21 protein-coding genes and 2 pseudogenes are annotated in these 26,508 nt (G+C 41.4%); 17 read left to right on the top strand and 6 right to left on the bottom strand.

The window, feature by feature from the left end:
* The first annotated feature begins 1 nt into the window (after position 1).
* From GTU69_RS10085 to GTU69_RS10130, 10 genes and pseudogenes are all read left to right on the top strand, one after another.
* Positions 2–1,552 carry a 2-oxo acid dehydrogenase subunit E2 gene (locus tag GTU69_RS10085; RefSeq protein ID WP_166170218.1) on the top strand — a complete coding sequence of 517 codons (1,551 nt, stop codon included), beginning with the start codon at positions 2–4 and terminating at the stop codon, positions 1,550–1,552.
* Between the two features lie 10 nt (positions 1,553–1,562).
* Entirely contained in the window at positions 1,563–2,963 is a 1,401-nt protein-coding gene (lpdA, locus tag GTU69_RS10090) for a dihydrolipoyl dehydrogenase (protein ID WP_166170220.1), read from the top strand.
* 125 nt (positions 2,964–3,088) lie between these two features.
* Positions 3,089–4,147 (top strand): 2,3-butanediol dehydrogenase, encoded by a 1,059-nt coding sequence (locus tag GTU69_RS10095; RefSeq protein ID WP_166170222.1) that lies wholly within the window; start codon positions 3,089–3,091, stop codon positions 4,145–4,147.
* Positions 4,148–4,265: 118 nt separating this feature from the next.
* A pseudogene (locus tag GTU69_RS10100) lies at positions 4,266–4,887 on the top strand (SDR family oxidoreductase).
* 256 nt (positions 4,888–5,143) lie between these two features.
* Positions 5,144–5,938: a thiazole synthase gene (locus tag GTU69_RS10105; protein ID WP_166170224.1), complete on the top strand. Its 795-nt coding sequence runs from the start codon at positions 5,144–5,146 to the stop codon at positions 5,936–5,938.
* A 658-nt stretch (positions 5,939–6,596) separates the two neighbouring features.
* Positions 6,597–7,583 (top strand): putative oxygenase MesX, encoded by a 987-nt coding sequence (locus tag GTU69_RS10110; protein ID WP_166170226.1) that lies wholly within the window; start codon positions 6,597–6,599, stop codon positions 7,581–7,583.
* 27 nt (positions 7,584–7,610) lie between these two features.
* Positions 7,611–8,639: a methionine synthase gene (locus tag GTU69_RS10115; RefSeq protein WP_166170228.1), complete on the top strand. Its 1,029-nt coding sequence runs from the start codon at positions 7,611–7,613 to the stop codon at positions 8,637–8,639.
* 97 nt (positions 8,640–8,736) lie between these two features.
* Positions 8,737–9,231, top strand: coding sequence for a flavin reductase family protein (locus GTU69_RS10120; RefSeq protein ID WP_166170230.1), 495 nt, complete (start codon positions 8,737–8,739; stop codon positions 9,229–9,231).
* A gap of 44 nt (positions 9,232–9,275) precedes the next feature.
* On the top strand, positions 9,276–10,076 hold the full coding sequence (locus tag GTU69_RS10125) for a sulfite exporter TauE/SafE family protein (protein WP_166170231.1): 801 nt from the start codon (positions 9,276–9,278) through the stop codon (positions 10,074–10,076).
* 1,073 nt (positions 10,077–11,149) lie between these two features.
* Positions 11,150–11,368 carry a hypothetical protein gene (locus GTU69_RS10130; protein ID WP_086195017.1) on the top strand — a complete coding sequence of 73 codons (219 nt, stop codon included), beginning with the start codon at positions 11,150–11,152 and terminating at the stop codon, positions 11,366–11,368.
* Positions 11,369–11,465: 97 nt separating this feature from the next.
* On the opposite strand, the gene GTU69_RS10135 is transcribed toward GTU69_RS10130, so the two are convergent.
* From GTU69_RS10135 to GTU69_RS10145, 3 genes are all read right to left on the bottom strand, one after another.
* Positions 11,466–11,816 (bottom strand): hypothetical protein, encoded by a 351-nt coding sequence (locus GTU69_RS10135; protein WP_166170233.1) that lies wholly within the window; start codon positions 11,814–11,816, stop codon positions 11,466–11,468.
* 215 nt (positions 11,817–12,031) lie between these two features.
* On the bottom strand, positions 12,032–12,658 hold the full coding sequence (locus GTU69_RS10140) for a hypothetical protein (RefSeq protein WP_166170235.1): 627 nt from the start codon (positions 12,656–12,658) through the stop codon (positions 12,032–12,034).
* An 85-nt stretch (positions 12,659–12,743) separates the two neighbouring features.
* Complete coding sequence (locus GTU69_RS10145) at positions 12,744–13,442, bottom strand: DUF3820 family protein (RefSeq protein ID WP_166170237.1); 699 nt, start codon at positions 13,440–13,442, stop codon at positions 12,744–12,746.
* Between the two features lie 607 nt (positions 13,443–14,049).
* Here GTU69_RS10145 and GTU69_RS10150 point away from each other — a divergent pair.
* The 5 genes and pseudogenes from GTU69_RS10150 to GTU69_RS10170 all read left to right on the top strand — a co-directional run bounded on the left by GTU69_RS10150 (position 14,050) and on the right by GTU69_RS10170 (position 19,502).
* Positions 14,050–15,300: an alpha/beta fold hydrolase gene (locus GTU69_RS10150; RefSeq protein WP_166170239.1), complete on the top strand. Its 1,251-nt coding sequence runs from the start codon at positions 14,050–14,052 to the stop codon at positions 15,298–15,300.
* Between the two features lie 154 nt (positions 15,301–15,454).
* Entirely contained in the window at positions 15,455–16,708 is a 1,254-nt protein-coding gene (gene glyA, locus GTU69_RS10155; protein ID WP_086195022.1) for a serine hydroxymethyltransferase, read from the top strand.
* A 167-nt stretch (positions 16,709–16,875) separates the two neighbouring features.
* Entirely contained in the window at positions 16,876–17,280 is a 405-nt protein-coding gene (gene rnk / locus GTU69_RS10160) for a nucleoside diphosphate kinase regulator (protein WP_166170241.1), read from the top strand.
* A gap of 407 nt (positions 17,281–17,687) precedes the next feature.
* A pseudogene (locus GTU69_RS17400) lies at positions 17,688–18,654 on the top strand (TauD/TfdA family dioxygenase).
* A 149-nt stretch (positions 18,655–18,803) separates the two neighbouring features.
* Positions 18,804–19,502: a Crp/Fnr family transcriptional regulator gene (locus tag GTU69_RS10170; protein ID WP_166170243.1), complete on the top strand. Its 699-nt coding sequence runs from the start codon at positions 18,804–18,806 to the stop codon at positions 19,500–19,502.
* Positions 19,503–19,623: 121 nt separating this feature from the next.
* Here GTU69_RS10170 and slyD read toward each other — a convergent pair whose 3' ends face one another.
* Together slyD and GTU69_RS10180 are read right to left on the bottom strand one after the other, a co-directional pair.
* Positions 19,624–20,106 carry a peptidylprolyl isomerase gene (slyD, locus tag GTU69_RS10175; RefSeq protein WP_092819263.1) on the bottom strand — a complete coding sequence of 161 codons (483 nt, stop codon included), beginning with the start codon at positions 20,104–20,106 and terminating at the stop codon, positions 19,624–19,626.
* Positions 20,107–20,552: 446 nt separating this feature from the next.
* A complete protein-coding gene (locus GTU69_RS10180) occupies positions 20,553–21,863 on the bottom strand; it encodes a D-alanyl-D-alanine carboxypeptidase PBP6B (RefSeq protein ID WP_166170245.1) in 1,311 nt (436 codons plus the stop codon).
* Positions 21,864–22,043: 180 nt separating this feature from the next.
* Between GTU69_RS10180 and GTU69_RS10185 the strand changes: the two genes are divergently transcribed.
* Entirely contained in the window at positions 22,044–23,747 is a 1,704-nt protein-coding gene (locus tag GTU69_RS10185) for a M61 family metallopeptidase (RefSeq protein WP_166170247.1), read from the top strand.
* 250 nt (positions 23,748–23,997) lie between these two features.
* Here the strand turns inward: GTU69_RS10185 and GTU69_RS10190 are convergent, their stop codons facing one another.
* On the bottom strand, positions 23,998–24,789 hold the full coding sequence (locus GTU69_RS10190) for an rRNA large subunit pseudouridine synthase E (RefSeq protein WP_166170249.1): 792 nt from the start codon (positions 24,787–24,789) through the stop codon (positions 23,998–24,000).
* A gap of 194 nt (positions 24,790–24,983) precedes the next feature.
* On the opposite strand from GTU69_RS10190, the gene icd reads away from it, so the two are divergent.
* A complete protein-coding gene (gene icd, locus GTU69_RS10195; RefSeq protein ID WP_166170251.1) occupies positions 24,984–26,237 on the top strand; it encodes an NADP-dependent isocitrate dehydrogenase in 1,254 nt (417 codons plus the stop codon).
* The last annotated feature ends 271 nt before the right edge of the window (positions 26,238–26,508 follow it).

Raw genomic sequence — 26,508 nt, forward strand, 5'->3', positions numbered from 1 at the left:
GATGAGCGAAATTAAAACCTTAGAAATCCCAAAATGGGGTTTGTCCATGGAAGAGGGCACCATTGCCCAGTGGCTGATTCAAGAGGGTGAACATTTTAGCAAGGGGCAAGAAATTTGTGAGATTGAAACCACAAAAATCGTCAATGTGCTGGAAGCGCCCTTTGAAGGCACATTGCGTAAAATTCTGGCCAAGAATGGCGATACCTTAATCGTTGGTGGTCTTATTGCTGTCTGTGCTGAACCCCAGATTACCGATGCTGAAATTGAAGCCTTTGTTCAGTCTTTGGGCGGTACATCTGTAACTGCGGGCGAGTCAAAAAATGAAACCCAAATAGTCGGAACCGTTGCAGAAAAAACTGCGCCGGTTCAGGCTGAAACCAGAGCGCAAACTGTATCTGTGCAAAATAGTGCTTCGAAAGCCTCAAAGCCAGCTGTGCAAGGCGGCTATTCGATTCCTGCTACGCTGCAAGGATATCAATCCGTAGATGATATTTTTGCGACCCCACATGCTTTAAAGCTGGCAGAAAAGCATCAAGTCAATTTGGCAAAAATTACTGGATCTGGACGTGCAGGTCGCATCAGTGTCAGTGATATTCAAGCTGCTGTTATCGCAGCAGGTGGGCAGTGGCCGGATATCCGTCATCAGGCTAGTACTAAAGTGGTCAAATCAACTGCAGATGACAGTCAGATTGCGGCAACGCCAGTTGCACGCCGTCTGGCCAAACAGTGGGACATCAATTTGCATGATTGCCGTGCTTCCGGTTCACGCGGCCGTATTTGCAAGGAAGATGTCGAAGCTGTTTATGCCCGTGACAATCCAAATCTAAGTCATACGCCGTGTGAGTCTGCACAACCACCAGCTGCTGCGGTAACGGCCATTGCCATGAATGGTATGCGCAAGGCAATTGCCTCACGTTTACAGTCTGCCAAACGAAATGCGCCGCATTTCCGGTTGATGGCCGATTTAAATGTCGATGCCATTCAGTCCTTGCGCGGTCAAATTAATGCCACGGTTCCACAGCTCAAGCTGTCGGTAAATGACATGCTGATTAAAGCTGCGGCGGCAGCCTTGATGAAAGTACCGCAAGTCAATGTGCAGTTTGATGAAGAAAATCAGCAGATTTTACAATTTCAAAATGCAGATATTGCTGTGGCTGTTGCTATTGAAAATGGCTTGATCACACCGATTGTCAAAGCTGCCAACCAGAAATCTCTGGCTGAAATTTCTGCCGAGGTTCGAGATTTGGCGACACGCGCCAAAACAGGAAAGCTTGCGCCAGATGAGTTTCAAGGGGGCAGTTTCAGTATTTCAAACTTGGGCATGCTGGGGGTAAAGCAGTTTGATGCCATTATCAATCCGCCGCAGGGCGCTATCCTGGCCCTGGGCGCATCTGAGCAGCGCGCAGTGGTTGAAGACGGCAATATCGTAATTCGTCAGATGGTTACAGCCACCTTGTCGTGTGACCACCGGGTGATTGACGGGGCACTCGGTGCGAAATTTTTAGCAGCTTTGAAACAGTTTGTTGAAAACCCTGCATTGATTTTGGTGTAGGAGAATAAGCATGTCAGACATTCAATTTGATTTGATCGTCATTGGTGCAGGGCCGGGCGGCTATGTGGCTGCCATCCGCGCAGCCCAGCTTGGACTAAAAACGGCCGTGGTCGAGGCCAATCATCTGGGCGGTATTTGCCTGAACTGGGGATGTATTCCCACCAAGGCATTACTGCACGGTGCAGAACTTGCGCAGCAGTTTAAGCATAGTCAGCAGTTTGGTTTTAGTGTGGGCGCTGTAGACTTCGATATTACCCAGCTGGTGAAACATAGCCGGCAAGTTTCCAGCCAGCTGGTACAAGGTATTGGCCAGCTGCTGAAGAAAAACCAAATTACGGTTTTTAATGCCAAGGCCAAGTTTATTGCGAAAGAAAAATTAGAACTGACCGATGCGGATGGGAACAAGCAGCAGCTTTCTGCACCGCATATTATTGTCGCAACTGGAGCACATGCAGCCACTTTGCCTCAAGTGCCGGTCGATGGGAAATATATCTGGAGCTACAAGGAAGCACTGATACCTGAACAACTGCCAAAATCGTTGCTGGTGATCGGTTCAGGGGCAATTGGTAGTGAATTTGCCAGTTTGTATCAGGACTTGGGCTGTCAAGTTACCTTGCTGGATATTGCCAAGCAGATTCTGCCTACAGAAGATGCCGAAGTAGCACAGTATGTGCAAAAGCAGTTTGAACAGCGTGGGATGAAAATTCTGACCGAGGCTTCGGTACAGCATTTAGATATTCAGAATGGACAAGTCCTTTGCCAAATTGAAATACCGGCTGGGGTACAAAGTTTAACTTTCGACAAGGTGCTTTCTGCCATTGGTGTGCGGCCGAACTCGTCAGAGCTGGGTTTAGACCGTCTGGGCATTGAACTGGACAAGGGCTTTATTAAAACTGATCAGTGGTGCAAAACCAATGTGGTGGGCGTGTATGCCATTGGTGATGTTGCCGGTGCGCCTTGCTTGGCCCATAAAGCCAGCCATGAAGCCATTTTGTGTGTGGAAAAAATTGCGGGCGTAGCAAATGTCCATGCGCTGGATCGTAGCCAAATTCCGGGTTGCATTTTTACTCATCCACAAGTGGCCAGTATTGGATTAACCGAACAAAAAGCCAAGGCCGCCGGTTATCCGGTCAATATTGGCAAGTTTCCATTTCAGGCCAATGGCAAAGCCTTGGCTCTAGGCGCCAGTGCTGGATTTGTAAAAACCATCATCCATAGTGAAACCGGTGAATTACTGGGTGCGCATATGGTGGGTCATGAAGTTACCGAACATATTCAAGGTTTTGCAATTGCCAAATCTCTTGAAGCTAGCGATGAAAGCTTGGCTCAGGTGATTTTTCCGCATCCAACATTATCTGAAGCGATGCATGAATCTATTTTATCTGCCATGCAGCGTGCGATTCATATTTAAAAAACAGGTTTATTCAGTGCCCAGTCTAGCCAGAACCTGATGAATCTTGGCTTTAATACACTGAATAAGCCGGTTTGCGGCACTTTAATCAGCATCGTTTTATACAAAACATATGGGGAACATCTATGAAAGCAGCACGTTTTTATGATCGAGGCGATATTCGCATTGAAGAGATTCCTGAACCGCAAGTGACGGCCGGCACCGTGGGTATTCAAGTGGCTTGGTGCGGGATTTGTGGAACAGATTTACATGAATTTATGGAAGGCCCGATTTTTATTCCACCGTGCGGGCATCCTCATCCGATTTCCGGTGAATCGGCACCTATTACCATGGGGCATGAATTTTCTGGTGTGGTCTATGCCGTAGGTGAAGGCGTAGAGGATATACAGGTTGGCCAGCATGTGGTGGTTGAGCCGTATATTATTGCCGATGATGTGCCGACCGGACCAGAAGATCATTATCATCTGTCAAAAAATATGAACTTTATTGGCTTAGGCGGGCGCGGTGGTGGCTTGGCCGAAAAAATTGCGGTACAGCGTCGCTGGGTGCACCCGATTTCCAATGATATTCCACTGGATCAGGCCGCCTTGATTGAACCGTTATCGGTCGGACACCATGCTTATGTCCGCAGTGGCGCAAAAGCCGGGGATATTGCTTTGGTCGGCGGTGCAGGCCCCATCGGTTTGTTGCTCTCTGCCATTTTAAAGGCCAAAGGCTTAACGGTGATCATTACCGAACTGAGCGCCAAGCGGAAGGAAAAAGCCAAAGAAGCCGGGGTTGCCGATTATGTACTTGATCCTTCGGAAGTGGATGTGGTTGCAGAAGTCATGAAAATTACTGCTGAGCGCGGTGTCGATGTGGCCTTTGAATGCAGCAGTGCCAATAAAGTGCTGGATACCTTGGTCACGGCAATCAAGCCAACAGGCGTGCTGGTGATTGTTTCCATCTGGAGCCATCCTGCCACAGTCAATGTGCATAGTGTGGTCATGAAAGAGCTGGATATCCGCGGCACAATTGCCTATGTGAATGATCATCATGAAACCATTAAATTAGTGGAACAAGGCAAAATCAATTTAGCGCCGTTTATTACCCAGCGTATCTCACTGGATGACTTGGTTTCGGAAGGTTTTGAAACCCTGATTCACAACAATGAATCTGCAGTAAAAATTATTGTTCATCCGTAGCCAATTTACAAAGGAAGATGAAAGCGCGTCAAACCAGCTATGGCTTAAAAAGCACAAGAAAATGAATAAGCAGTGATGGGTTTGACGCAAATCAACTGCAATGCAAAAGGAATGTATTATGCCAACAGGTTTAAGCAATAAAGTCGCTTTAGTCACAGGTGCCGCACAGGGTATTGGCCGCGGTATTGCCCTGCGTTTGGCGCAAGAAGGTGTACATTTGGCTTTGGTGGACTTGTCAGAAAACAAACTGAAACAGGCACAGGCTGAAGTTGAAGCATTGGGGGTAAAAGCGGCAGTTTTTGTCGCAGATATCAGTCAGCTGGAACAAATTACCCAAGAAATTTCTTCAACGCAAGCAAAAAGGCAAAATCATTAATGCCGATTTTATTGCCGGGCATGAAGGTTTCGCTTTACTGGGAGTATATTCCGCGACTAGGTTTGCGGTACGTGTCTTAACGCAATCGGCAGCAAAAGAATATGCTAGCCAGGGCATTACGGTAAATGCCTATTGTCCGGGTGTTGTGGGTACAGACATGTGGATTGAGATCGACAAGCGATTTTCTGAGATAACCGCTGCACCGATTGGTGAAACCTATAAGAAATATGTTGAAGGAATTGCTTTAGGTCGTGCACAAACGCCAGAAGATGTGGCTGCCCTGGTTGCATTTTTAGCCAGTGAAGATTCGGATTACATCACGGGACAATCTATTTTAACTGATGGCGGTATGGTATATCGCTAATTTCAACCTACAGGTTGTAGCCTATTTATCTCTGTTGAGGCGATCAATTTCCAGTTTGTCTTTTAAAACAACATGATTCTAAATAGACGAGACCAGAAGAGCTATGGACAGAAAACTGTACAGATCTTTTTAAATAATGCAGCCCAGAATAGTACATTTTGAGGATAAGGGTTGTGCTATGTCTCAGTACATTTACTGATAGATATTGATTTTATTGAAATTATAGATGCCATAGATGGCAGATAATGAGGTTTACATGAAAGACGACACGCTGGTGATTGGTTCAAGAACATTTGAATCGCGCTTATTGGTAGGCACAGGAAAATATCAGGATCTAAAAGAAACAGATTTAGCTATTCAAGCCAGTGGTGCACAAATTGTTACGGTTGCTATTCGCCGTGTCAATATTGGTCAACATGCTGACCAGCCTAATTTATTGACGATTCTTCCTTCAGAAAAATATACAATTTTACCGAATACAGCAGGCTGTTTTGATGCACAGAGTGCTATACGTACCTGTATGTTAGCGCGTGAACTTCTTGAAGGCCATAATTTAGTTAAACTGGAAGTTCTGGGTGATGAGAAAACGCTTTACCCTAATGTCACAGAGACACTCAAAGCCGCACGTACCTTAATTGATGAGGGTTTTGAAATTATGGTGTATACCTCAGATGATCCTATTGTGGCTCAAGAATTAGAAAGTATGGGCTGTGTTGCCATTATGCCTTTGGGTAGTCTTATTGGTTCCGGTTTAGGGATTTTGAATCCCCATACACTTTCAATTATTAAAGAAAATGCCAAAGTTCCGGTATTGGTTGATGCGGGTGTAGGTACTGCCAGTGATGCTGCTATTGCTATGGAGCTCGGTTGTGATGGCGTACTGATGAATACGGCCATTGCTGCAGCAAAAAATCCTGTACTCATGGCATCTGCGATGAAAAAAGCAGTTGAAGCGGGTCGCGAAGCATTCCTTGCAGGCCGTATGCCACGTAAATACCTGGCAAGTGCAAGTTCACCTGAGACAGGCTATTTTTTCTTGAACAAGAGTTGAACTGTATAGGTCACAGTCTTGGATATACGATTTAACACATGTTCAGCTAAAGCCCACTTCATAAGTTTTATGAACTTACTCACTGAACCAAAATTTTCGATGATGAAAACGACTTAATCAGCCTAATATTCGATAGTTAACTGTTTAAGCTTTGAAATTAATGGTGTTGCATCTTGTTCATAACTTTTTGCGAGAGTCAGTTTTTGATATCCAAGTTTGTTTGATATAGCGATAGGGTGAGTATCTAACCCTGATATCAAGCTATTTAGATAGAATTAGGAAAAGTGAATATCTTGATATTTTCTAATTTTAAGATGAGATAAATTCACATAAAGCTTCGAATGTATATTTTTATATCATATTTGGGTTTGGACATTTTCTGCATCTCATTCAGCATTTTACTCAAAAATTTAATAATAAAAATAAACAAGTATTTATTATCTATAGATTTATTAGATTAAGAATACTCAATTTTTTAAAGGACAAAGTAGAGCAGGTTCATCCTCATCAAACTAAAGACGGGCAAAGAATATATAAAAATGAATTTTACTCATCTTTTGATTAGACTAAATCATTTTTATTCATTTAATCATTCGCGTATAAATTATTCCATTCAGAAATTTTGGTTTTATCTCAAAAATTAGGGTAGCGGATCACCATGAGTAAAGAGTTTGCATGTTCAATTAAACGCATTCGTTTTGACGAAAACTATCAGCCAGCAGACAGCACACGTCTGACTACGAATTTTGCCAATTTAGCACGCGGTGAAAGCCGTCAGGAAAATCTGTGCAGAACTTTAGTGATGATCAATAAACGGTTTAATAGCTTGGCAGCTATTGATAATCCGAAAGGAGATCGCTATTCACTTGAAATCGATATCATCTCTGCAGAACTAGACGTTGAAGGCAACGGCAAGAGTTTTCCATTCATTGAAATGCTGAAAAGTACGATTACCGACCATAAAACCCATGAACGTATTGAAGGCATGATTGGTAACAGTTTTTCATCTTATGTACGTGATTATGACTTTAGCGTTGTATTACCGGCATTGGGCTGTAAAACAGATGAGAAGCCAGAGAACTTTGGTGATTTGCATGGCAAGCTTTATCAACACTTAGTCAATTCAGAGGTCTTTAAAGCAGAGTTTAAGAAACAGCCTGTGATTTGCCTCAGTGTTTCAACAACAAAAACCTATTACCGTACTGCGAATGTGCATCCTGTATTAGGGGGGGAATATAAAAATGATGAATATTCACGCACAGATGACTATTTCAAAAAAATGGGCTTGCGAGTGCGTTATTTCATGCCTGCTCATGCAGTTGCACCTTTGGCATTCTACTTTAGCGGTGATTTACTGCGTGACTACACCGATTTTGAGCTCATCAGTGCGATTAGCACCATGGAAACTTTCCAAAAGATTTACCGTCCTGAAATTTACAATGCCAACTCGAACGCAGGTTTAGTCTATCAGCCAAGTTTGAACTATCAGGATTATTCATTGACGCAAATTGTTTATGACCGTGTTGAGCGCGGCCAACTGGCAGTCAAACAAGGTCAATGGACTGAAGAAAACTTCATCAAGCCTTACAAAGACATTCTTGAGCAATGGGCTGCAAGCTATGCCGTTGAAAGCCAAGCTGCTTAATTTATTCAATATAGATGATTACTGATTATGAAAATTTTATTACCGACTTCAACAGCGGGCAGCTTACCGAAACCCTCTTGGCTGGCAGAACCTGAAAAACTTTGGTCACCCTGGAAACTGGAAGGTGAACAACTGCTTGAAGCAAAGCGAGATGCTTTAAGTTTGTCGTTGCATGAACAATTGCAAGCAGGCATTGATATTGTCAGCGATGGTGAACAAACCCGCCAGCACTTTGTGACCACGTTTATTGAACATCTTGAAGGTGTCGATTTTGAGAAACGTGAAACGGTTCGAATCCGTAATCGTTATGATGCAAGCGTACCTTCAGTGGTGGGTGCAGTATCACGTAAAAAACCGGTGTTTGTGGAAGATGCAAAGTTTTTGCGCAGTCAAACCCATCAGCCGATTAAATGGGCGTTACCTGGTCCAATGACCATGATTGATACGCTGTATGATGGGCATTATAAAAGCCGTGAAAAACTGGCTTGGGAATTTGCCAAGATTCTTAATCAAGAAGCTTTGGAATTAGAAGCTGCAGGTGTCGATATCATTCAGTTTGATGAACCTGCTTTTAATGTGTTCTTTGATGAAGTGAATGATTGGGGCATTGCAACTTTGGAGCGTGCACTTGAAGGTTTGCAATGTGAAACTGCGGTACACATTTGCTACGGTTACGGCATTAAAGCCAATACCGATTGGAAAAAGACTTTAGGTTCAGAATGGCGTCAATATGAAGAAATTTTTCCTAAATTACAACAGTCTAAAATTGATATCGTATCACTTGAATGCCAAAACTCACGTGTGCCGATGGATCTCATTGAACTGATTCGTGGCAAAAAAGTGATGGTCGGTGCGATTGATGTGGCAACCAATATCATTGAAACCCCAGAACAAGTAGCAGAGACCTTGCGGAAAGCATTGCAATTTGTTGATGCAGACAAGCTGTATCCTTCAACCAACTGTGGCATGACGCCATTATCTCGTCAAGTCGCTCGCGGCAAACTTGAAGCATTAAGCGCAGGTGCTGCGATTGTTCGTCAAGAGCTTGGTGCTTAACACGAAGTGTGGCTAAATCAGAGCAGGGCGAATGATCCATAGAGCATTTGCCCTACTTGAGTCTAGGTACGTCATAAATACATTTGAGATAGAAGAGATGATTGAAGCAACTGACTTTAGAAATACAATGTCCTTGTTAACCACTGCTGTAAATGTAATCACAACACAAGGTACGGCAGGGATGCATGGTTTTACTGCATCAGCCGTATGCAGTGTGACTGATACACCGCCCTCATTGCTGGTCTGTATGAATCAATCCTCTCGCTCACATGCACATTTTATTGAAAATAAAGTGCTATCAGTCAATGTGCTCAGCACACAGCATGAACACATCTCTAATGCATTTGCCTCAAGCAAATTCAATTCTGAAGATCGCTTCAAATTTGGTGATTGGACCACACTCGAAACAGGATCACCTGTGTTAGAAGATGCTTTGGTGAGTTTTGATTGTCAGATTGAAGATATTCAAAACGTCGGCACACACAGCATTTTCTTATGTCGAGTCTTAGCGATTAAACAAAGTCAGCAAGAGGAAAGCCTGGTCTATTTTAACCGTGCTTATCATCAAGTCGGTCAATTAGAAACGGCTTAACCGTCCATTGCTTCAATACTCCATTCTTTAAAAGTCAGCATATCGTGGAACTTATTATTTTTTTAGCCATTGGGGCGCTTGCCGGATTTGCAGCAGGGCTCTTTGGTGTGGGTGGTGGAACAATCATTGTCCCGCTCTTATTTATTGTCTTTACCCAAATGGACTATCGTCCTGACGTCATTATGCATTTGGCCTTAGGCACTTCTTTGGCAACCATTGTTGTCACCTCGATCAGCTCATTGATGGCTCACCATAAAAATGGTGCAGTCATATGGCCTGTATTTAAAAATCTAGCACCAGGAATGGTGATAGGAGGCTTTGTCGGGGCCGGAATTGCAGGATTACTTTCTGGAATTCATCTTCAGCTGATTGTTGGCGTATTTTTGCTTTGGGTGGCTTACACCATGTTTAGCGGTGCTAGAAAAGTGGTAGATACTCATAAAGTACTGCCTTCATCTCCTAAACAAGTAGGTGCAGGCGCTGGGATTGGTGTAGCTTCTGCAATTTTCGGTATCGGTGGTGGCAGCTTAACTGTACCTTATTTGAATCATTATGGTGTAGTCATGCAAAAAGCGGTTGGAACCTCAGCTGCATGTGGTTTACCCATTGCGATTGCTGGTGCTTTGGGATTTATGATTTTTGGTATGAATGCCCACGCCGCTGTGCCCAATAGTATTGGCTTTGTACATATTTATGCCTTTTTAGGCATTAGCCTGATGAGTTTCTTTACAGCAAAATTTGGTGCAAAAGCAGCACATGCATTATCACCACAAATGCTGAAAAAATGTTTTGCCATATTGCTGTTTATCATTGGATGTTTTTTCCTTTTTAAAGGACTGCGTTGAAACATATTCAATCTTCAGTATGATGAAAAAGCCCATGGAATATAGGCTTCTGTATTTTTGCAATAGCTAGAATGATTGTCTGAGACGCAGTTGTCTTACTATGACTCAGATAACTTGGCATTGAGCCATTAAGAATCATTGAACAGCCAGACTGAAATTTGACTTGCTGAAACAGGGACGAATCGTGCTGAAAACAAAAAATAATTTCACAAAATAGTAGACTGTATTGGTATGTACTTTATGCAGAATGATTTAACCCATTTTTGTATGAATTTGACCAATCAAATCTAAGAAATATGGGGAAAATTTAGATGAAATTTTAAAAGTGAAAAGCCGGAAATTTTATATTTATTGATTCTACAGACTTTACTATTGTGCTTGGACATCCGGGATATTCTAAAGGACAAGACGTCATTGTGATTCCCAGAATCCGTATTGCAGATAAAACAGCAGGCATTTTTTCAACAGATGGAAAAGCTTGTCAGGCAATATTGGGTACAGAATTCGTTGCCGTGAGTGTATTTACTATCATTGGGCTAAAAATAGCAGAGATAAACTATTAGATACGAACTAATATGAAAACAGCATTTATTATCCACGCATTTATAAAATATACAATAATAGTTTCTTTGAATTGTTGTGTATAAATGTTGAGCAGGGTTGCCTATTTCATTTTCGAGTTTTATATTAAAAATACAGTAGGTCGAGAGACGCTACAAAGTGGTTGGACGGATCAATGACAGCTTGTTGAGCTTGCAACCTTCGGGTTGAAGCAAAAAATCAGCACTAGCCTTCCAACATAAAAGCCCGCAGTAATGCGGGCTTTCTTATTTTTAGGGCTAAAAAAATTTCCAATGAACCAATATTCTAGAATTTATTTTAGATGATTGAAGAAATTGATCGAGGTGATTTATTATAAAAACTAAGCGTTTTCTAAATAACATGTTTAAGAGAAATATCATCTATTTGTTTATAAAAAATTACATTGCCAAAAAATCTAACATCTCTAAATTATGAATAAATAAAATTTATGCTATAAAAAGTTTAGTTAAATAAAGAGGGCAGGGAATAATATGAGCCAATTAATAGAGATAAAGGTTAAAGACCAATTTAGCAATATTCATGCAGTACAGGCATTATTACAGACAATTCCGGAAAATTCAGCTTTGCATAAACTCTCATTATTTCAAAAGATCGAACATATCGTGGTCAAAGGTGAAATTATTCGTCCAAGTATTGAACTGCTTTTTGAAAGCCGTATTTCCACGAGTATTTACCGTATTATTGAATAATGAAAGTATGATAAAAACTCACTATTAAAGGTGAGTTTTTATAAAAAGTAAAAAAATGATTAAAAAATAATCAATACATGGAGTTACAGAGCAATATTTAAATCAAACTAAGTTCGACGTCATATTTATTAAACTCTTCTATCAGGTTTTCAATAACTTTGATTCCAATCGCATCACTACAACTGAATATTTCATCCTTACCTTGAGCACTGTTATAACAGATGATTTGCTGGATTAACCAGCGATTTTCAATTTCTGTTTGATTAATAATGATTCGAACAGGTTGCAGGTTTTCACTGACTTGGCGCGGCAACACACTGGTAATCGCAAGTTGGATATGGGTCAGATCTTCTCTAGGACTCAAAAATGTTATTACCCAATTACCTATTTTTTTTAAGTATACGGGATGGTCTGCCGGATGAAATTCTAAATAATGTAAGGATGTCATCGTGAATTCCCCTGAAATAGTTAATATATGCGGTTTTTAGCAATACTTTACCATTCAGCTAAGGTCGTATTTAGAATCACGCCATGGGTTCTTGTTTAATCTAGTTATTGTGTAATAAATAGAATCTTATTGTTTTATAAGTATAAAAATAAATATGTCTTAGATGGCTAAGACCTCAAATAAATAATGAAACATAAAAAAGCTCTTAAGCTTGATCAGCTTGGAAGCTTCTGTAGAGAAAAATTGATCTGATTGAGGTAGCGGTTTAATTCCTGTGGAGTGATGCGGCTTTCCTGTAAGGTGGTAATCCATTGCATCTGGCACTGTTTTAAACTGCGTAAATCGTCAGCAGACAGAATACGGCTAATCAGTTGTTTTGCCATTAAACCGCAATGACGTTGCAGCAGTTCAGCCATGAATTGCTTGACCTGTTCAAAATCCAGGATTTCTAGCGTTGTTTGAACTTCATTTTGACAGGATGCCTGCTCAGCTTTTTCATCCGTGATTGAAGATGGGGAAATGCTGGGAACAAAGATATCTTCGGCAGAGTGATCCTTAAGTTGAGTGCTGTGCAGCGCAGGGCTGGTTTTAATTTCTGTATCTAGGTTGTCGGATGTCAGGGGTGTTTGAATGGACGGGTTAGCCGCACGGCTGATCAGTCCCATTTCCAGCAACTGTTCGAGTAATTCGGGTGGCGCGATACGATGCCTGAATTGTTCAGAAAGCAGATCAAAATCATCGGTGCCAATCAATAGTAACAGTCTGCGCTGACGAGCATTCAGATTCATTGAACGCTGTTTTAAACTTTCAATGCCTAAATCAGTTTTATGAAATTGAGTCATGCTTTAATTTACGTTGCAATAAATTAAAGCTGATTGTAGGGGGGAATCATGACAGGAATATTAAATAATATTACAAATCATTATATTACAGGGTAACAATACTGGTTTTCTCTAGAGCCTTGCGCAAATAAGGGTCCAGATCTTCCTGACGCAGCAGCCATTGCATATAGTCTGCAGGTAAATCTGCTATTGCTGTGCCTCGATGCTTGCCAAAATTAATGGTTCGAGGAATACGCGCGTCTTCCGATGCCAGATAAAGCTCTTCAATATTTTGAATGTTTAAATGATGGATTTCATGCATTAAAATATTGGCGGTTAAGATAATATCCATATCGGCACGATGTGCTTTTTTAATCATTTCACGGGCTTTTTCACTGCCTTTGCTGATCATATAAATAAGGGCAGAAATATTGTGCGCTTCAGCATCTGGCCAGACTAAACGTGCCAGGGCAAGGGTACAAATTGCTTTGATATTGCTGGTATCTACACCGCATTTCTCAATGGCACGAATATCATAATCAATATTGTGACCAATAATGTAAGTGGTTTCCTGTGGAAGGCTGAAAGTCGTATAGTGAGGCTGACCCACCAGCTCGGATTCCAGAATATGATGCACGGCCATGGCTGCATATGAAATCGGTTCATCGACACTATAGAGCTGGTCGAAAATTTCATTTTTGTTTAAGGAAAGTTTGCTGTCATGGATTTGGATCGGTGCATAAGCAATCTCAATTGGCTGTCCATTTAAAGTATGGGTTTCGGTATCGAGAATAATTGCTTGCATGACAGATCCATAACCGTTGTGATTGTTTGAGTCAATTTAACATTTTCAAATATGCCGATACAAACTGAAAATAGGCTCTTTTCCCTGTTCATGCTGATTTGTGTACTGGACTGTTGGTTAAATGCGCTGCTTCGAAAACATCACTTGAAATACATGCTTTAGATGAATAGCAGGATAACCGGCTTGATCAAGGGGTATTTGAGAAAGCCTGAATATATCCTTTGATTGGTGTTTAATGAATTGAATTTGCCAATCGGGTCGCTAAAAGTGAGGTGATGGCTTTTGCGAAGTCATTTTATTGATTGGTTATCGGTCAGCATATTTGTTTAGTATTTTTCTTTTTAAACTTCTACAGTCGACCCCAAACAAGTCTACAATCAGACAAATAAAAGCAGACATATTTTGTTAAATTAATAGTGTTTGATATTTGTAAAAGTAAAAAAATAAAATTTATAAAAATCATTAATTTGTATTAATAAGAACTCGGTCTCTTTTTAAATTTTTTATTTGATGTTAAATCGCATTGTTCAAATATTAAATAAAGGTAATAGTTTGTATTCATAATTACTTAAATCATCAAAATAAAAAGATATAAGGAAATGCAAAAATGAAAAAAACATTATTAACGATGTTTATCAGTAGTTCGGTGATCCTTTTAACAGCGTGTGGAAGTGGAGATGGTGATTCGGTCTTCAATAGTCCAAATAATGGAATTCCGGTCAATGATATTCAGAACCCGGTCGTTTCTACTCCTACACCTTATACTGAAACAAATATGACTAGTGTGGCGGGTGAAAGCGTGGTGATGACCTATAAAATGTTGGGGGTGAACGCTAAGCAAGTTCAAGCGACTTCATTGGTCTTTACACCGAAAACAGCGGCACCTGCAAAAGGCTGGCCAATTGTGGTCTGGGCGCATGGTACGACTGGTGTGGCAGATCAATGTGCACCTAGTCGAAATGCATTGAATATCTATATTCAAGCAATGATTGCTCAACTTTTAACTGCGGGTTATGTGGTAGTTGCTCCTGATTATGAAGGTTTGGGAGAACCAAATGGTAATGAGCTTCATCCTTTCTTGAATGTAAAAAGCGAGGCCTATTCTATTACGGATGCGGTTGTCGCTGCGCGCCATTATTTGGGGACAAAAGCATCCAACGAATGGATGGCAGTAGGACATTCACAAGGTGGACAAGCTGCCTTAGGTGCGGCCCAATATGCTTCACGCGCCTCTAACTTGGTCTATAAAGGAACAGTGGCCCTCGCTCCAGCTTCTAACCTTGCGCTTATTTTGACAGCAGGGGAAAGTGCTGCAGGAAAAGAAACCGACCTGAATAAAAAAATTAAAACGTTGTCATCTTTGGATGCATTTACTGCATTGATTACAGCAGGACTGCGCAATCCTCATCCTGATTTGAAATATAGTCAGGTTTTTAAGTCTCCTACGGATAATATTGCTAAAAATGCAGAAATTGATTGCTATGATCTGTTAGAGCAGGAATTTGTTAAAGGGATGGATGATTACGTGGCAACAGAGGGTTCAGTCAATATAAATAATTACCCGCGTACTCAAATGAATTTTATGGGTATTCCTGTAGTTAAAACCTTTTTGGAAAAAGATTCGCAGCCACTTCAGGTTAAAGTCTCAACGCCAGTGATTATTTATCAGGGATCACTGGACCCTACTGTTACTAAACAAGTGACTGATGTGCTTTATTCTTCAGCGATACAACAAAACACTAATATCCGTTATTTGACTGATGAATCAGCTGCAACGAAATGGGATCATGGAACGGTCTATGCTTTAAATATTCCTAATATTATTGCAGATGTAAAATCTCTGATGCCAATTCAATAACTTGGTTTCAATAAAATGCTCATGTTTCTGACGAAGATGAGCATTTTTTATTTAAAACTGAGTAAAGTTCATTCTCAATATTTATAAACTTCATGCTACAATACGCGCCAATCTTAGCACGGCTTAAAAGCCCTAATTTAATAGGACCTCGCTAATGTTTGCCAATATCTCTATTGCTGAATTTGATCCAGAAATCGCTCAGGCAATCGCCAATGAAGATGCTCGCCAAGAAGCGCACATCGAGTTGATTGCTTCTGAAAACTATTGCTCACCAGCAGTAATGGAAGCGCAAGGATCAAAACTCACTAACAAATATGCAGAAGGCTACCCAGGCAAACGCTATTATGGCGGTTGTGAATATGTAGACGTTATTGAACAATTGGCAATTGACCGTGCTAAAGAACTTTTTGGTGCTGATTATGCTAACGTTCAACCGCATGCTGGTTCTCAAGCAAACTCAGCTGTTTACTTAGCCCTTCTTAACCCGGGCGACACTGTTTTGGGTATGAGCCTGGCTCACGGTGGTCACTTGACTCACGGTGCTAAAGTAAGCTTCTCTGGTAAAACTTATAACGCAGTTCAATACGGTTTAAACCCGGAAACTGGCGAAATCGATTACGAAGAAGTTGAACGTTTAGCTGTAGAACACAAACCACGTATGATCGTGGCTGGTTTCTCTGCTTATAGCCAAGTTGTAGACTGGCAGCGTTTCCGTGACATCGCGGACAAAGTTGGCGCTTACCTTTTTGTAGACATGGCTCACGTAGCTGGTCTGGTTGCTGCTGGTGTTTATCCAAGCCCAGTGCAAATTGCTGACGTAACGACTACGACTACGCATAAAACTCTTCGTGGCCCGCGTTCAGGTTTAATCCTTGCTAAAGCAAACGAAGAAATCGAGAAAAAATTACAGTCAGCTGTATTCCCGGGTAACCAGGGTGGTCCATTGGTTCACGCTGTAGCTGCTAAAGCAATCTGCTTTAAAGAAGCCATGGCACCTGAATACAAAACTTACCAACAACAAGTGGTTAAAAACGCTCAAGCAATGGCTGAAGTATTAATCGCTCGTGGTTATGACGTAGTTTCTGGCGGTACTAAAAACCACTTGTTCTTGTTGTCTTTAATCAAGCAAGACATCACTGGTAAAGACGCTGACGCTTGGTTAGGTGCTGCTCACATCACTGTGAACAAAAACTCTGTACCTAACGACCCGCGTTCTCCATTCGTGACTTCTGGTATCCGTATCGGTACCCCAGCTGTTACAACTCGTGGTTTCGGTGAAACTGAAGTACGTGAACTTGCTGGCTGGATCGCAGACATCCTGGACAGCAAAGGCGACGAAGCTGTAATTAATGCTGTAAAAGCGAAAGTTGAAACTGTATGCGCTAAATTCCCTGTTTACGCAAAATAAGTTCTGACTTGAGAAAAGCCCCCTCAAGGGGGCTTTTTTTATATATATTAAAAGTCATATTTTTCAAAGCTGGTATTTCTGCTATAACAGAATAAATCTCCCCTATAAAAGCTATAAATATTTTGCTGTTGCTGTAATGACATTTTTCGTCCAAAGGAATCAGATAAATGGCTAAACCCACTATTATTATTTCACAACAAGATCTGGAACGTTTAGAAACGATGCTTGAGCATCAGTCTAAACTGACGCCAACCATGCAGCATCTGGAAGATGAGCTTGCACGTGCTCAAGTAGTTGCCCCGCAGGATATGCCGACAAATGTGGTGACAATGAATGCACGGGTATCAATTACCATTGCCCCTGCGAATGAACCAACTACGATAACCCTGGTTTACCCGCATGATTTTCTGGGTGAGAAAGGGCAGGTGAATGTACTTGCACCAGTCGGTGCAGCAATTCTGGGACTGGCTGAAGGTCAGGAAATTGAATGGCCGCAGCCAGATGGTCATTTAATGAAAGTGAAAATTGAAAAAGTGTTGTATCAGCCAGAACGTGAAGGCAATTATCTATAACTTTTTCAAATAAATAGCCCCCCATTTAGGGGCTATTTTGATGTACAGATAAAATAATTAATGCTTAATGATTTTATCTAGACAACACATCATCAATGCTGAAACGACAAAGCTCTGGTGCATGTTATTCCCCAGATTATTTTCTTAATGTTTTGACTTGATCATCAATAAATCGCTTTAAAAATTTGACATTTTTATGTTTTTTAATAGCTTGTATTTTTTAATTGTCTGAATAATTTCAGGGTTGAGAAATCTAATCTCAAAATTCTAAATCAGGAAAGTTCAAAACTTCAGCAGGTATTATGCTGATCACTGTCAACGCTTTGACAGTGTTTATGGCCTATTCAGGGCAGACTGTATTTCAACAACATAATGTTGCAATAAAAATTGAAATATAAGGAATCGCCATGAGCCAAACTCAAACCAAACCCTATGATCCGAACTATCAATATCAACATATTCGGGTGAAACCGATTACCAGGCGTATTGGTGCGGAAATTGAAGGGGTTAAATTGTCTTCAACTCTAGATCAAGACACGGTCCATGAAATTAACCATGCTCTAATCAAGTACAAAGCTATTTTCTTTAAAAACCAACAATATTTAACTGATGATGAACAGGAAGGCTTTGCCGCTTTATTGGGCAAGCCCTTGAATCATCCAACCGTTCCGGTCAAAAGTGGCACAGCACATGTGCTTGAGCTGAATTCACGTGGTGGGCGGGCAGATACCTGGCATACTGATATTAGCTTTATTGAAGATTATCCAAAAGCTTCCATTTTACGCAGTATAGTTGCGCCTGCAGCAGGGGGGTGATACGGTTTGGGCAAATACCACAGCAGCTTATAACGATCTGCCAGAAGAACTGAAAGTTTTGGCAGACAGTTTACGGGCAGTGCATAGCAATGACTATGCTTCTAAAGTAACCACAAGCCCGCGTATTGATGTAGAAAAATATCGTGCGCTATTCAATTCAACCGAATATGAAACAGAGCATCCATTGGTGCGCGTGCATCCGGAAAGTGGGGAAAAGACCCTGTTATTGGGTCACTTCTTTAAACGTTTTGTGGGTTATAACAGCCAGGATTCACGTCGCCTGTTTGATTTATTCCAGGATTACGCCGTGAATTTAGAAAACATCGTGCGCTGGCGCTGGAGTGTCGGTGATGTTGCCATTTGGGATAACCGTGCCACACAGCACCGTGCGATTAATGATTATGGTGACGACCTTCGAGTCGTGCGCCGTGTCACCATTGAAGGAGATATTCCAGTTGGTGTAGATGGTCGTCCAAGTGTGAACCTGAAGAAAGTGGTGAAACAGGACATTTCCAATTTTACCTTTGAAAATGGTCAAATTTTAGAAAAAGCATCTTAATGGTTAGATGCATTGATTTAGGCTGTATGGACTTGTAGTGATCTGAATTCGAGATATACATAGCGCTAAAAGTTGGTTGGTTTAAGCATATAAAAAACCTAGTATTTATATATTAGTTTTTTTATTTTGAATGAGATCATCAATTTCGTATGCTGAGTCGCGCAGAAAAATTACAGCAGATTTTTGGGCAGGATGCTGTGTTTTCTGCATTCAATGCACAATCCCATCAAACCTTATTGCAGCATGTGAAATATCTGCGTTTTTTACCACAGCAACAGATCTTGCATTATCAGCAAAAAATGGACGATATCTATGTACTGTTGTCCGGACGGATGCAGATTGGCTGGCTGCTCAGTGATGGGGAGTTTAAAGTCAGTGATTATGTGAAAATATATTCGGTATTTAATCTGGTGCCATTTTTACAGCAAAAACCGCTGAATTTTGATTTTTATGCCGTAGAAGTAGTTGAAGTGGCTGTAATTTCAGGTCAGGTTTTTCTGGAACAATTACAACAGCAGCCGCAAGCCATGTGGCAGATCATTCAATTACTGAGTGAACGGATGTATGGTTTGATGGAGAAAACCCGTTATCTGCAAACTGCGAGTATGACGCAAAAAATTGCGCGTCATTTAATAACCTTGGGTCAACAGGCAAGACCAGTAGGTCAGGAAAAATCAACCATTCAATTTAAAATGAGCCAGCAGGAATTTGCCGAATTACTGCATGTGTCCAGGCAAACCTTAAACAAGCAACTACAATATTTTATCCAGCAACGCATTGTAGAGTGGAATTATAGCCAGATTAGGATTATCGATATGCAGCGCCTCAAACAGCTTAGCCAGTTCTAAAGAGATGGCTGAAAAGTTGCCCGGCTCACTGAAATGATCTCGGATAATTGAATGGGATAAAAAATTCAAGGCAATAAAAAAGGCAAAGTCAAAACTTTGCCTTTTATGATCGCGGGCGATCTTAGTGGTGATGACCACCAGCACCGTGTACGTGACCGTGTTCTAATTCTTCAGCAGAAGCTGCACGAATTTCAACGATTTCAACTTCGAAAGTTAAATCTTGGCCAGCAAGTGGGAAGTTAGCGTCTACAACAACGTTGTCGCCTTCAACTGCTTTAACAGTCACGATTTGAACGCCATCATCAGTTTGAGCCTGGAATTGCATACCAGGTTGGATGTTGTCTACACCTTGGAACATTTGAGCTGGAACTTCTTGTACGAGGTCAGGGTTGTATTCACCATAACCTTCAGCAGCAGGAACGTTTACAGTGAATTTTTCACCAACAGTTTTGCCTTCTAAAGCGTTTTCTAAACCAGGGATGATGTTGCCCGCACCGTGCAAATATGCAAGTGGCTCACCTTGTGATTGGTCGAGAGTTTCGCCCTCTGCGTTAGTCAACGTGTAGTGGAAAGAAACCACGAGGTCATTTGCAATAGCAGTCATGTTATTGATCCATTCAATTTTTTAAGGGTACATCATAAAGTGAAAAGTAGGTTTTGTAGACTAGATTTAGCAAAAATCTGCATTTTTCCCACTCTTATGGTGTTTTTTTAATAGTGGGGATGGTTTTTTTAATTTCAATGAAATTTTAATCTTTTTAGCTGTTTTTCTTGTGACAAAATCCAGAGCTCTTGATTTGTCCAGTCATACGCCAGTAGTTTGATAATGGTTTAACAACACGGCAAGACTTTGAGTGGGAAATTTGAGCATACTATACTGGGGCAGGGAGGAAAGTTGAATTTGAGCTGTCAGGTATTTAGGAGTCATTATTGGTCAGTAAAAAGAAGATGATGTATATCTATCATCTTCATTTTATTACTTTTATCCAAATGATTATTTTATGAATAGGATTGTTCTGTCATCTGACTCAAGTCAAAACTATTCATCCTTTAGCGTAGAGGATAAATTTTGACCCGAATGTCATCGCTTGAGAAAAAACTAAAAAGCTGTTTAAACCATAGGGCAATTTTCTGGAAAAAATTGGCTTCTTCAATTTGCACATCATTTTCAATGGCAATGGTGCGGATCAACTGGTTATTTTGATAAACCTGCACGGTGGCCAGTTGCATAACTTTGGCTAAAGGAGCAGTCAGGTATTTTTCCGTGATTTCAACATTTAAGTGGGTCTTGGTTTCTTGTAAGGGCTCAATGGCTTGAATCGTACCATTGCCTGTATTCAGCATAACACGCTGATTGACCGTATCATAAGTTTGCAGATCAATCGCATAAGGCTGATCATATAAAGACGTCGTCACAATTTGCGGTTTGCTGGTTTCCAGTTTAAACATTTTTAAAGTAGATTTCACCACCGGCAATTCAGCAATCAGCTGTTTATCTTTAATCGCCACCTCATTACGGGTATAGGTATAGGCCATATCCATCAGGGTATGGGCAACTTCTGCACGTTTTAATGCATTTTTTGTACCCATCACCACCACAATCAGGCGACGTTCAGGCAGCGCAGGATTACCAGTAGGGCGATGTGCAGTCAATGCCAGGTTATAACCTGCCGCCTTGGTGAAACCTGTTTTTAAACCATCTACACTTGGGTCAAACTTGAGTGCCAGATTGGTTGCGCGGTGAAAACGCTGGTTATAGCTGAAACTTGGCATGACTGAATAATGCAGATATTCAGGCGTCTGAACGGTCAGTGCTTGACCCAGCAGGGCCATGTCATGAGCAGATGAGTAATGATCTGGCATGGTCACGCCTGGTGCATTGGCAAAATGCGTATCCTTCATCCCTAAGGCTTTGGCTTCTTTATTCATGCGTTCAATGAAAGCCGGTACAGTACCCGAAATGCGTTCTGCCAAGGTCACCGCTGCATCATTGGCTGACATCACGATCAAACCTGCCAGAAGCTGATCTACAGTAATCTGATCACCTTGTTTAAGATACATCTGCGACTCATCCCACTGCACCATTTTTACCACTGGTGTCGCTGTGATGACTTCATCCTTTTTTAAACGACCGGCTTCAATTTCTTTCAATGCAATATACGCAACCATCATTTTGGTCATGGATGCCGGTGCACGTTGCTCATGACTATTGTGCTCTGCAATGACCTGACCTGATTGGGTATCAAGAATGGTCCATGCCTGGGCTTCAACGCTTTCAGGAACAAGGTTGAGTAATGCAGCATTGACTATCGTGGAACACAATAAACTTAAGGATGCGAGGAGGTAGATGACAGCTTTCAATGATCTTCCTTATTTACCAATCCATTGGTGGTAGAAATGCAAAAAATATGAGGAATGCTATGCCTTTTTTTTAAGAATGGCTAGTCGGAATTGCAGACAATTGCGACAGTTCAGCATTGCCGGACAAAAAATGCTAAGCTAATTGTTAAGTTAACTTTTTTATATTTTATATTGCCCATTATGTTGCATTATCAAATCGAATTTGACGATTATCGTCAGCATCTTATTCACGTGACTCTTCGCTTTTTAGCTGATCCAACTCAAGTCCTTTCTCTACCGACCTGGATTCCGGGTAGCTATCTGATTCGCGAATTCTCCAAGCATATTGAGTCAGTTCGTGCTTATGATGAAGATGGGCGCATTTTACAAATTCAGAAATTTGAGAAGAATAAATGGCGTTTATTTAATACCGATCATGAACTGATTACGGTGGAATATGATGTCTATGCCTATGACTTGTCTGTACGCGGTGCCTATGTGGACCAAACCCGTCTCTATGTGAATCCGGCCTGTGCATGTTTGGGGCTAGAAGGACAGGAAGATAAAGCGGTTGAAGTTGAAGTATTCCTTCCAGATGAACTGAAACATTTCCAGCTGGCAACAGGCCTAATGGCTAAAAGTCTGGTTAAAGGTCGTTATACCTTAAAGGCGGATAACTATGCCCAGTTGATTGATTCACCCTTTGAGCTGGCAGAGCAAACGCGCTTTAGCTTTGAAGCCAATGGTATTGCCCATGAATTTGTGGTGTCTGGCAAACATGCCATGAATGCTGCACGCATGCAGCAAGACATTGAAAAAATCTGTGCCACTGAAATTTCAATGTTTGGTTCTGCGCCATTTAGCGACTATACCTTTATGACCATGGTGACAGGTAATAGTTATGGTGGCTTGGAGCATCCGAACAGTACCAGTCTGATTACCCCGCGTGATGACTTGCCTAAAGCGGATGAACCTGCTGAACCCTCTGCGGATTATCAGCGTTTCCTGGGTTTATGCAGTCATGAATATTTCCATTCCTGGTTGGTAAAATTTATTCGCCCTGAAAATTTCGTCAATTATGATTTGAACAAAGAAGGCTACACTTCGCTACTTTGGATTTTTGAAGGTTTCACTTCTTATTATGATGACCTGATTTTGCTGCGTAGTGGGGTGATTTCTCAAGAATCCTATCTGAAATTATTAAAGACACAGATTGACCGTTATTTACAAAACCCGGGACGTGCGATTCAAACCGTTGCAGATTCAAGTTTTGATGCCTGGGTGAAATTCTACCGTCAGGATGAAAACTCCAATAACGCCGGCACCAGCTACTACAACAAGGGTTGTTTAGTGGCGCTGTGTCTGGATTTGGGCTTGCGTTTACGCGGTTCAAGCCTGGATGCCTTAATGCGTAAATTGTACAAAAATGCGCAAAATGGTGTTCAAGTTAATGAGCGTACCATCTTCGAATTGTGTAATGAGTTGACCGGTGATAACTGGCTTGAACAGATCAATCATTTGATCAATACCACCGATGAATTACCGCTAGATCAGTTACTTCCTGAGTTTGGTTTAAGTTTTGACGTTAAAAATGATAAGTCTTTGCCATTTGGCTTAAAGCTTGCCGATAAACCTGAAGGTGTGGTGATTCAAACTGCACGTCGAGAAGGTTCAGGGGCGAAAGCAGGTCTTTCTGCGCAAGATGTTGTTATCGCGATTGATGGTTTGAAAGCGACGACTAAACTTGTTGAGAAGTATGCAAAACAAGAGGGAATGTATACTGTTCATGCTTTCCGCCGTGATGAATTAATGACTTTTGAAGTTCAGGCGGGTGGTTCTGAATTGACTGAAGTTGAACTCAAAGTTGAAGATCAGGCCAAAGCTGAGAAGTGGTTAAAGGCTTAATTTGTATACTCTTTAAACTTTATGTAAAACCGATGCTTAGGCGTCGGTTTTTTATTTATCTAAAGAAAAATCAATAAAAAAAGAAGAACCAGTTATTTTGCAGGATTTTTCAAGGAAGAAAATAATTGGCATCAGATCAAGCAGTACTATACATTGAGCCAAGTTGATGAAGCATATGACAAGTTAAATCTATAATACTGATTAAAGAAAAAAGCCCACTTTCGTGAGCTTTAATTTGAATACTAAAAAATTAACCGCGACCACGCCCACGACCACGCGGTGCTTTGGTATTCGGACGCGTTGTACCATTGGTCTTACGACGCGGTTTCTCGCTTTCATCCATTTGCCAGATACGTTTCGTACCAGATGACTTCTTCACGGAACCATCTTTGTTCTTGCGAACCATTGGCTTACCGCCTGTACCACCCGGTTTTTTCACATAAGAACGTGAACGGTAAGGTTCTTCGGCAGGTACATCTTTAAAGTCCGGGTATAGTAAAGGTTCAATTTCTTTGGTTTCACCTGGTTGTAAACCCAATTGAACAAGATCAATAGAACCAATTTTCGTACGAATCAAACGTAAAGTTGGAAAACCTACCGCAGCAGTCATACGGCGAACTTGGCGGTTACGACCTTCACAGATTGAAATTTCAATCCAAGAGGTGGGCACAGATGCACGGAAACGAACCGGTGGATCACGGTCCCATAACCATTCTGGCTGTTGTACTTTAATGGCTTTGCCTGGAAGGGTCATACCATCTTTCAGTTCAACCCCTTTACGCAGCTGTTCAAGCGCTTCTTCAGTGACATCACCTTCAACCTGTACCAGATAGGTTTTAAACTTCTTGTTGGCCGGGTTGGTAATAAATTGGTTTAAACCGCCGTGGTCGGTTAAAAAAACTAAACCTTCAGAGTCCATATCTAAGCGACCTGCCAAACGCAAAGTCGGATCGTCTACGAAGTCAGCCATGGTCATATGTGCTTCGTCTTTACGGAATTGGGAGAGGACGTCATAAGGTTTATTAAGAATGACGATTTTCATAGCAAATAACTTCTTTAATTACATAAGACTAAAAAGGTTAAGTTTTATTCAATGGGGAAATGTTGTTATTTCCCGTATAAATCTTAAACACAATGGAATTCAATTAAACTATTATGCGTTAAGAAAGGACGAAAGTATTGCCTAATCGGCAATTATTTTTAGATATCGCTAGATACAAAGGGAGAACCTAGACAATGGGTTATCAGAAGATCGTTGTTCCTGCGGATGGTAGCAAAATTACCGTAAATGCAGACTTGTCACTCAATGTTCCAAACAATCCTATTATTCCTTTTATTGAAGGTGACGGTATTGGTGTAGATATTACACCGGCCATGAAAGCAGTGGTTGATGCTGCGGTTCTAAAAGCTTACGCTGGTAAGCGTTCGATTGAGTGGATGGAAGTATACTGCGGCGAAAAAGCAGACAAAATCTATGGCACTTACATGCCGGAAGAAACCTTTGAAGCTCTTCGTGAATTTGTTGTTTCTATTAAAGGCCCGTTAACAACCCCGGTTGGCGGCGGTATCCGTTCTCTAAATGTTGCATTACGTCAGGAATTAGACCTGTACGTATGTGTACGTCCAGTGCGCTGGTTTGAAGGTGTGCCTTCTCCAGTTCAACATCCTGAACTGACAGATATGGTGATTTTCCGTGAAAATTCTGAAGATATCTATGCAGGTATTGAATGGAAAGCAGATTCACCAGAAGCCAAAAAAATCATTCGATTCCTGAAAGAAGAAATGGGTGTGACTAAAATCCGTTTCGAAGAGAATTGCGGGATCGGGATTAAACCGGTATCTAAAGAAGGTACTCAGCGTCTGGTACGTAAAGCCATTCAATTCGCGATTGATAATGACAAGCCAAGCGTGACGCTGGTCCACAAAGGCAACATCATGAAGTACACTGAAGGTGCATTCAAGGAATGGGGCTATGAAGTTGCGCTTGAGCGTTTTGGCGGTGAACTTCTGGATGGTGGGCCATGGGTTAAAATCAGAAACCCTAAAACTGGTAAAGACATTATTATTAAAGATGTGATTGCGGATGCCTTCCTGCAACAAATTTTGATGCGTCCTGCCGATTACTCGGTGATTGCCACGCTGAACCTAAACGGTGACTATATCTCCGATGCGCTTGCAGCAGAAGTGGGCGGTATCGGGATTGCACCGGGTGCCAACATCGGCGGAGCCATACAGATGTATGAGGCGACTCACGGGACTGCTCCTAAATATGCCGGTCAAGACAAAGTCAATCCGGGTTCAATTATTCTTTCTGCTGAAATGATGCTACGTGACATGGGCTGGACTGAAGCGGCTGACTTGATCATCAAGGGTATTTCTGGTGCAATTGCCAATAAAACTGTGACTTATGATTTTGAACGCTTAATGCCGGACGCGACTTTGTTACGTTGTTCGGAATTTGGTCAAGCGGTCATCAACAATATGGAATAAGTCATTTGACCTGAATCTGTATGAAAAAAACCTGCGCATATCGCGGGTTTTTTTTATGGTTACGGCACACGATGTTTTATAGATCAGGAGCGAAATTTATCATGCAATCTGCACAATAGCATGAATAGTTAAGCGGTATGTTCTAGCATCGAACAAACGCGAGCAAGATAGTCAGTATGCGTCTTATTGCGACCGTTATGCTCATTTTTGGAGGTCAGTCCCGGTATCTGGTGGTGCAGCAGGCATACGTTATGCCATCTGCCTGAATCGA

Origin of the sequence: Acinetobacter sp. SA01 (assembly GCF_011319235.1) — a bacterium.
Taxonomy (GTDB): Bacteria; Pseudomonadota; Gammaproteobacteria; order Pseudomonadales; family Moraxellaceae; genus Acinetobacter.

Bases quoted from the DNA above. Each gene is read 5' to 3' on its own strand.
- GTU69_RS10135 (WP_166170233.1), bottom strand. From the start codon at position 11,816: ATGACATCCTTACATTATTTAGAATTTCATCCGGCAGACCATCCCGTA.
- GTU69_RS10110 (WP_166170226.1), top strand. From the start codon at position 6,597: ATGAGTAAAGAGTTTGCATGTTCAATTAAACGCATTCGTTTTGACGAA.
- GTU69_RS10115 (WP_166170228.1), top strand. From the start codon at position 7,611: ATGAAAATTTTATTACCGACTTCAACAGCGGGCAGCTTACCGAAACCC.
- GTU69_RS10130 (WP_086195017.1), top strand. From the start codon at position 11,150: ATGAGCCAATTAATAGAGATAAAGGTTAAAGACCAATTTAGCAATATT.
- GTU69_RS10190 (WP_166170249.1), bottom strand. From the start codon at position 24,789: ATGAAAATCGTCATTCTTAATAAACCTTATGACGTCCTCTCCCAATTC.
- GTU69_RS10150 (WP_166170239.1), top strand. From the start codon at position 14,050: ATGAAAAAAACATTATTAACGATGTTTATCAGTAGTTCGGTGATCCTT.
- icd (WP_166170251.1), top strand. From the start codon at position 24,984: ATGGGTTATCAGAAGATCGTTGTTCCTGCGGATGGTAGCAAAATTACC.
- GTU69_RS10120 (WP_166170230.1), top strand. From the start codon at position 8,737: ATGATTGAAGCAACTGACTTTAGAAATACAATGTCCTTGTTAACCACT.
- lpdA (WP_166170220.1), top strand. From the start codon at position 1,563: ATGTCAGACATTCAATTTGATTTGATCGTCATTGGTGCAGGGCCGGGC.
- GTU69_RS10095 (WP_166170222.1), top strand. From the start codon at position 3,089: ATGAAAGCAGCACGTTTTTATGATCGAGGCGATATTCGCATTGAAGAG.
- GTU69_RS10185 (WP_166170247.1), top strand. From the start codon at position 22,044: ATGTTGCATTATCAAATCGAATTTGACGATTATCGTCAGCATCTTATT.
- slyD (WP_092819263.1), bottom strand. From the start codon at position 20,106: ATGACTGCTATTGCAAATGACCTCGTGGTTTCTTTCCACTACACGTTG.
- GTU69_RS10105 (WP_166170224.1), top strand. From the start codon at position 5,144: ATGAAAGACGACACGCTGGTGATTGGTTCAAGAACATTTGAATCGCGC.
- GTU69_RS10170 (WP_166170243.1), top strand. From the start codon at position 18,804: ATGCTGAGTCGCGCAGAAAAATTACAGCAGATTTTTGGGCAGGATGCT.
- GTU69_RS10140 (WP_166170235.1), bottom strand. From the start codon at position 12,658: ATGACTCAATTTCATAAAACTGATTTAGGCATTGAAAGTTTAAAACAG.
- GTU69_RS10085 (WP_166170218.1), top strand. From the start codon at position 2: ATGAGCGAAATTAAAACCTTAGAAATCCCAAAATGGGGTTTGTCCATG.
- glyA (WP_086195022.1), top strand. From the start codon at position 15,455: ATGTTTGCCAATATCTCTATTGCTGAATTTGATCCAGAAATCGCTCAG.
- GTU69_RS10145 (WP_166170237.1), bottom strand. From the start codon at position 13,442: ATGCAAGCAATTATTCTCGATACCGAAACCCATACTTTAAATGGACAG.
- rnk (WP_166170241.1), top strand. From the start codon at position 16,876: ATGGCTAAACCCACTATTATTATTTCACAACAAGATCTGGAACGTTTA.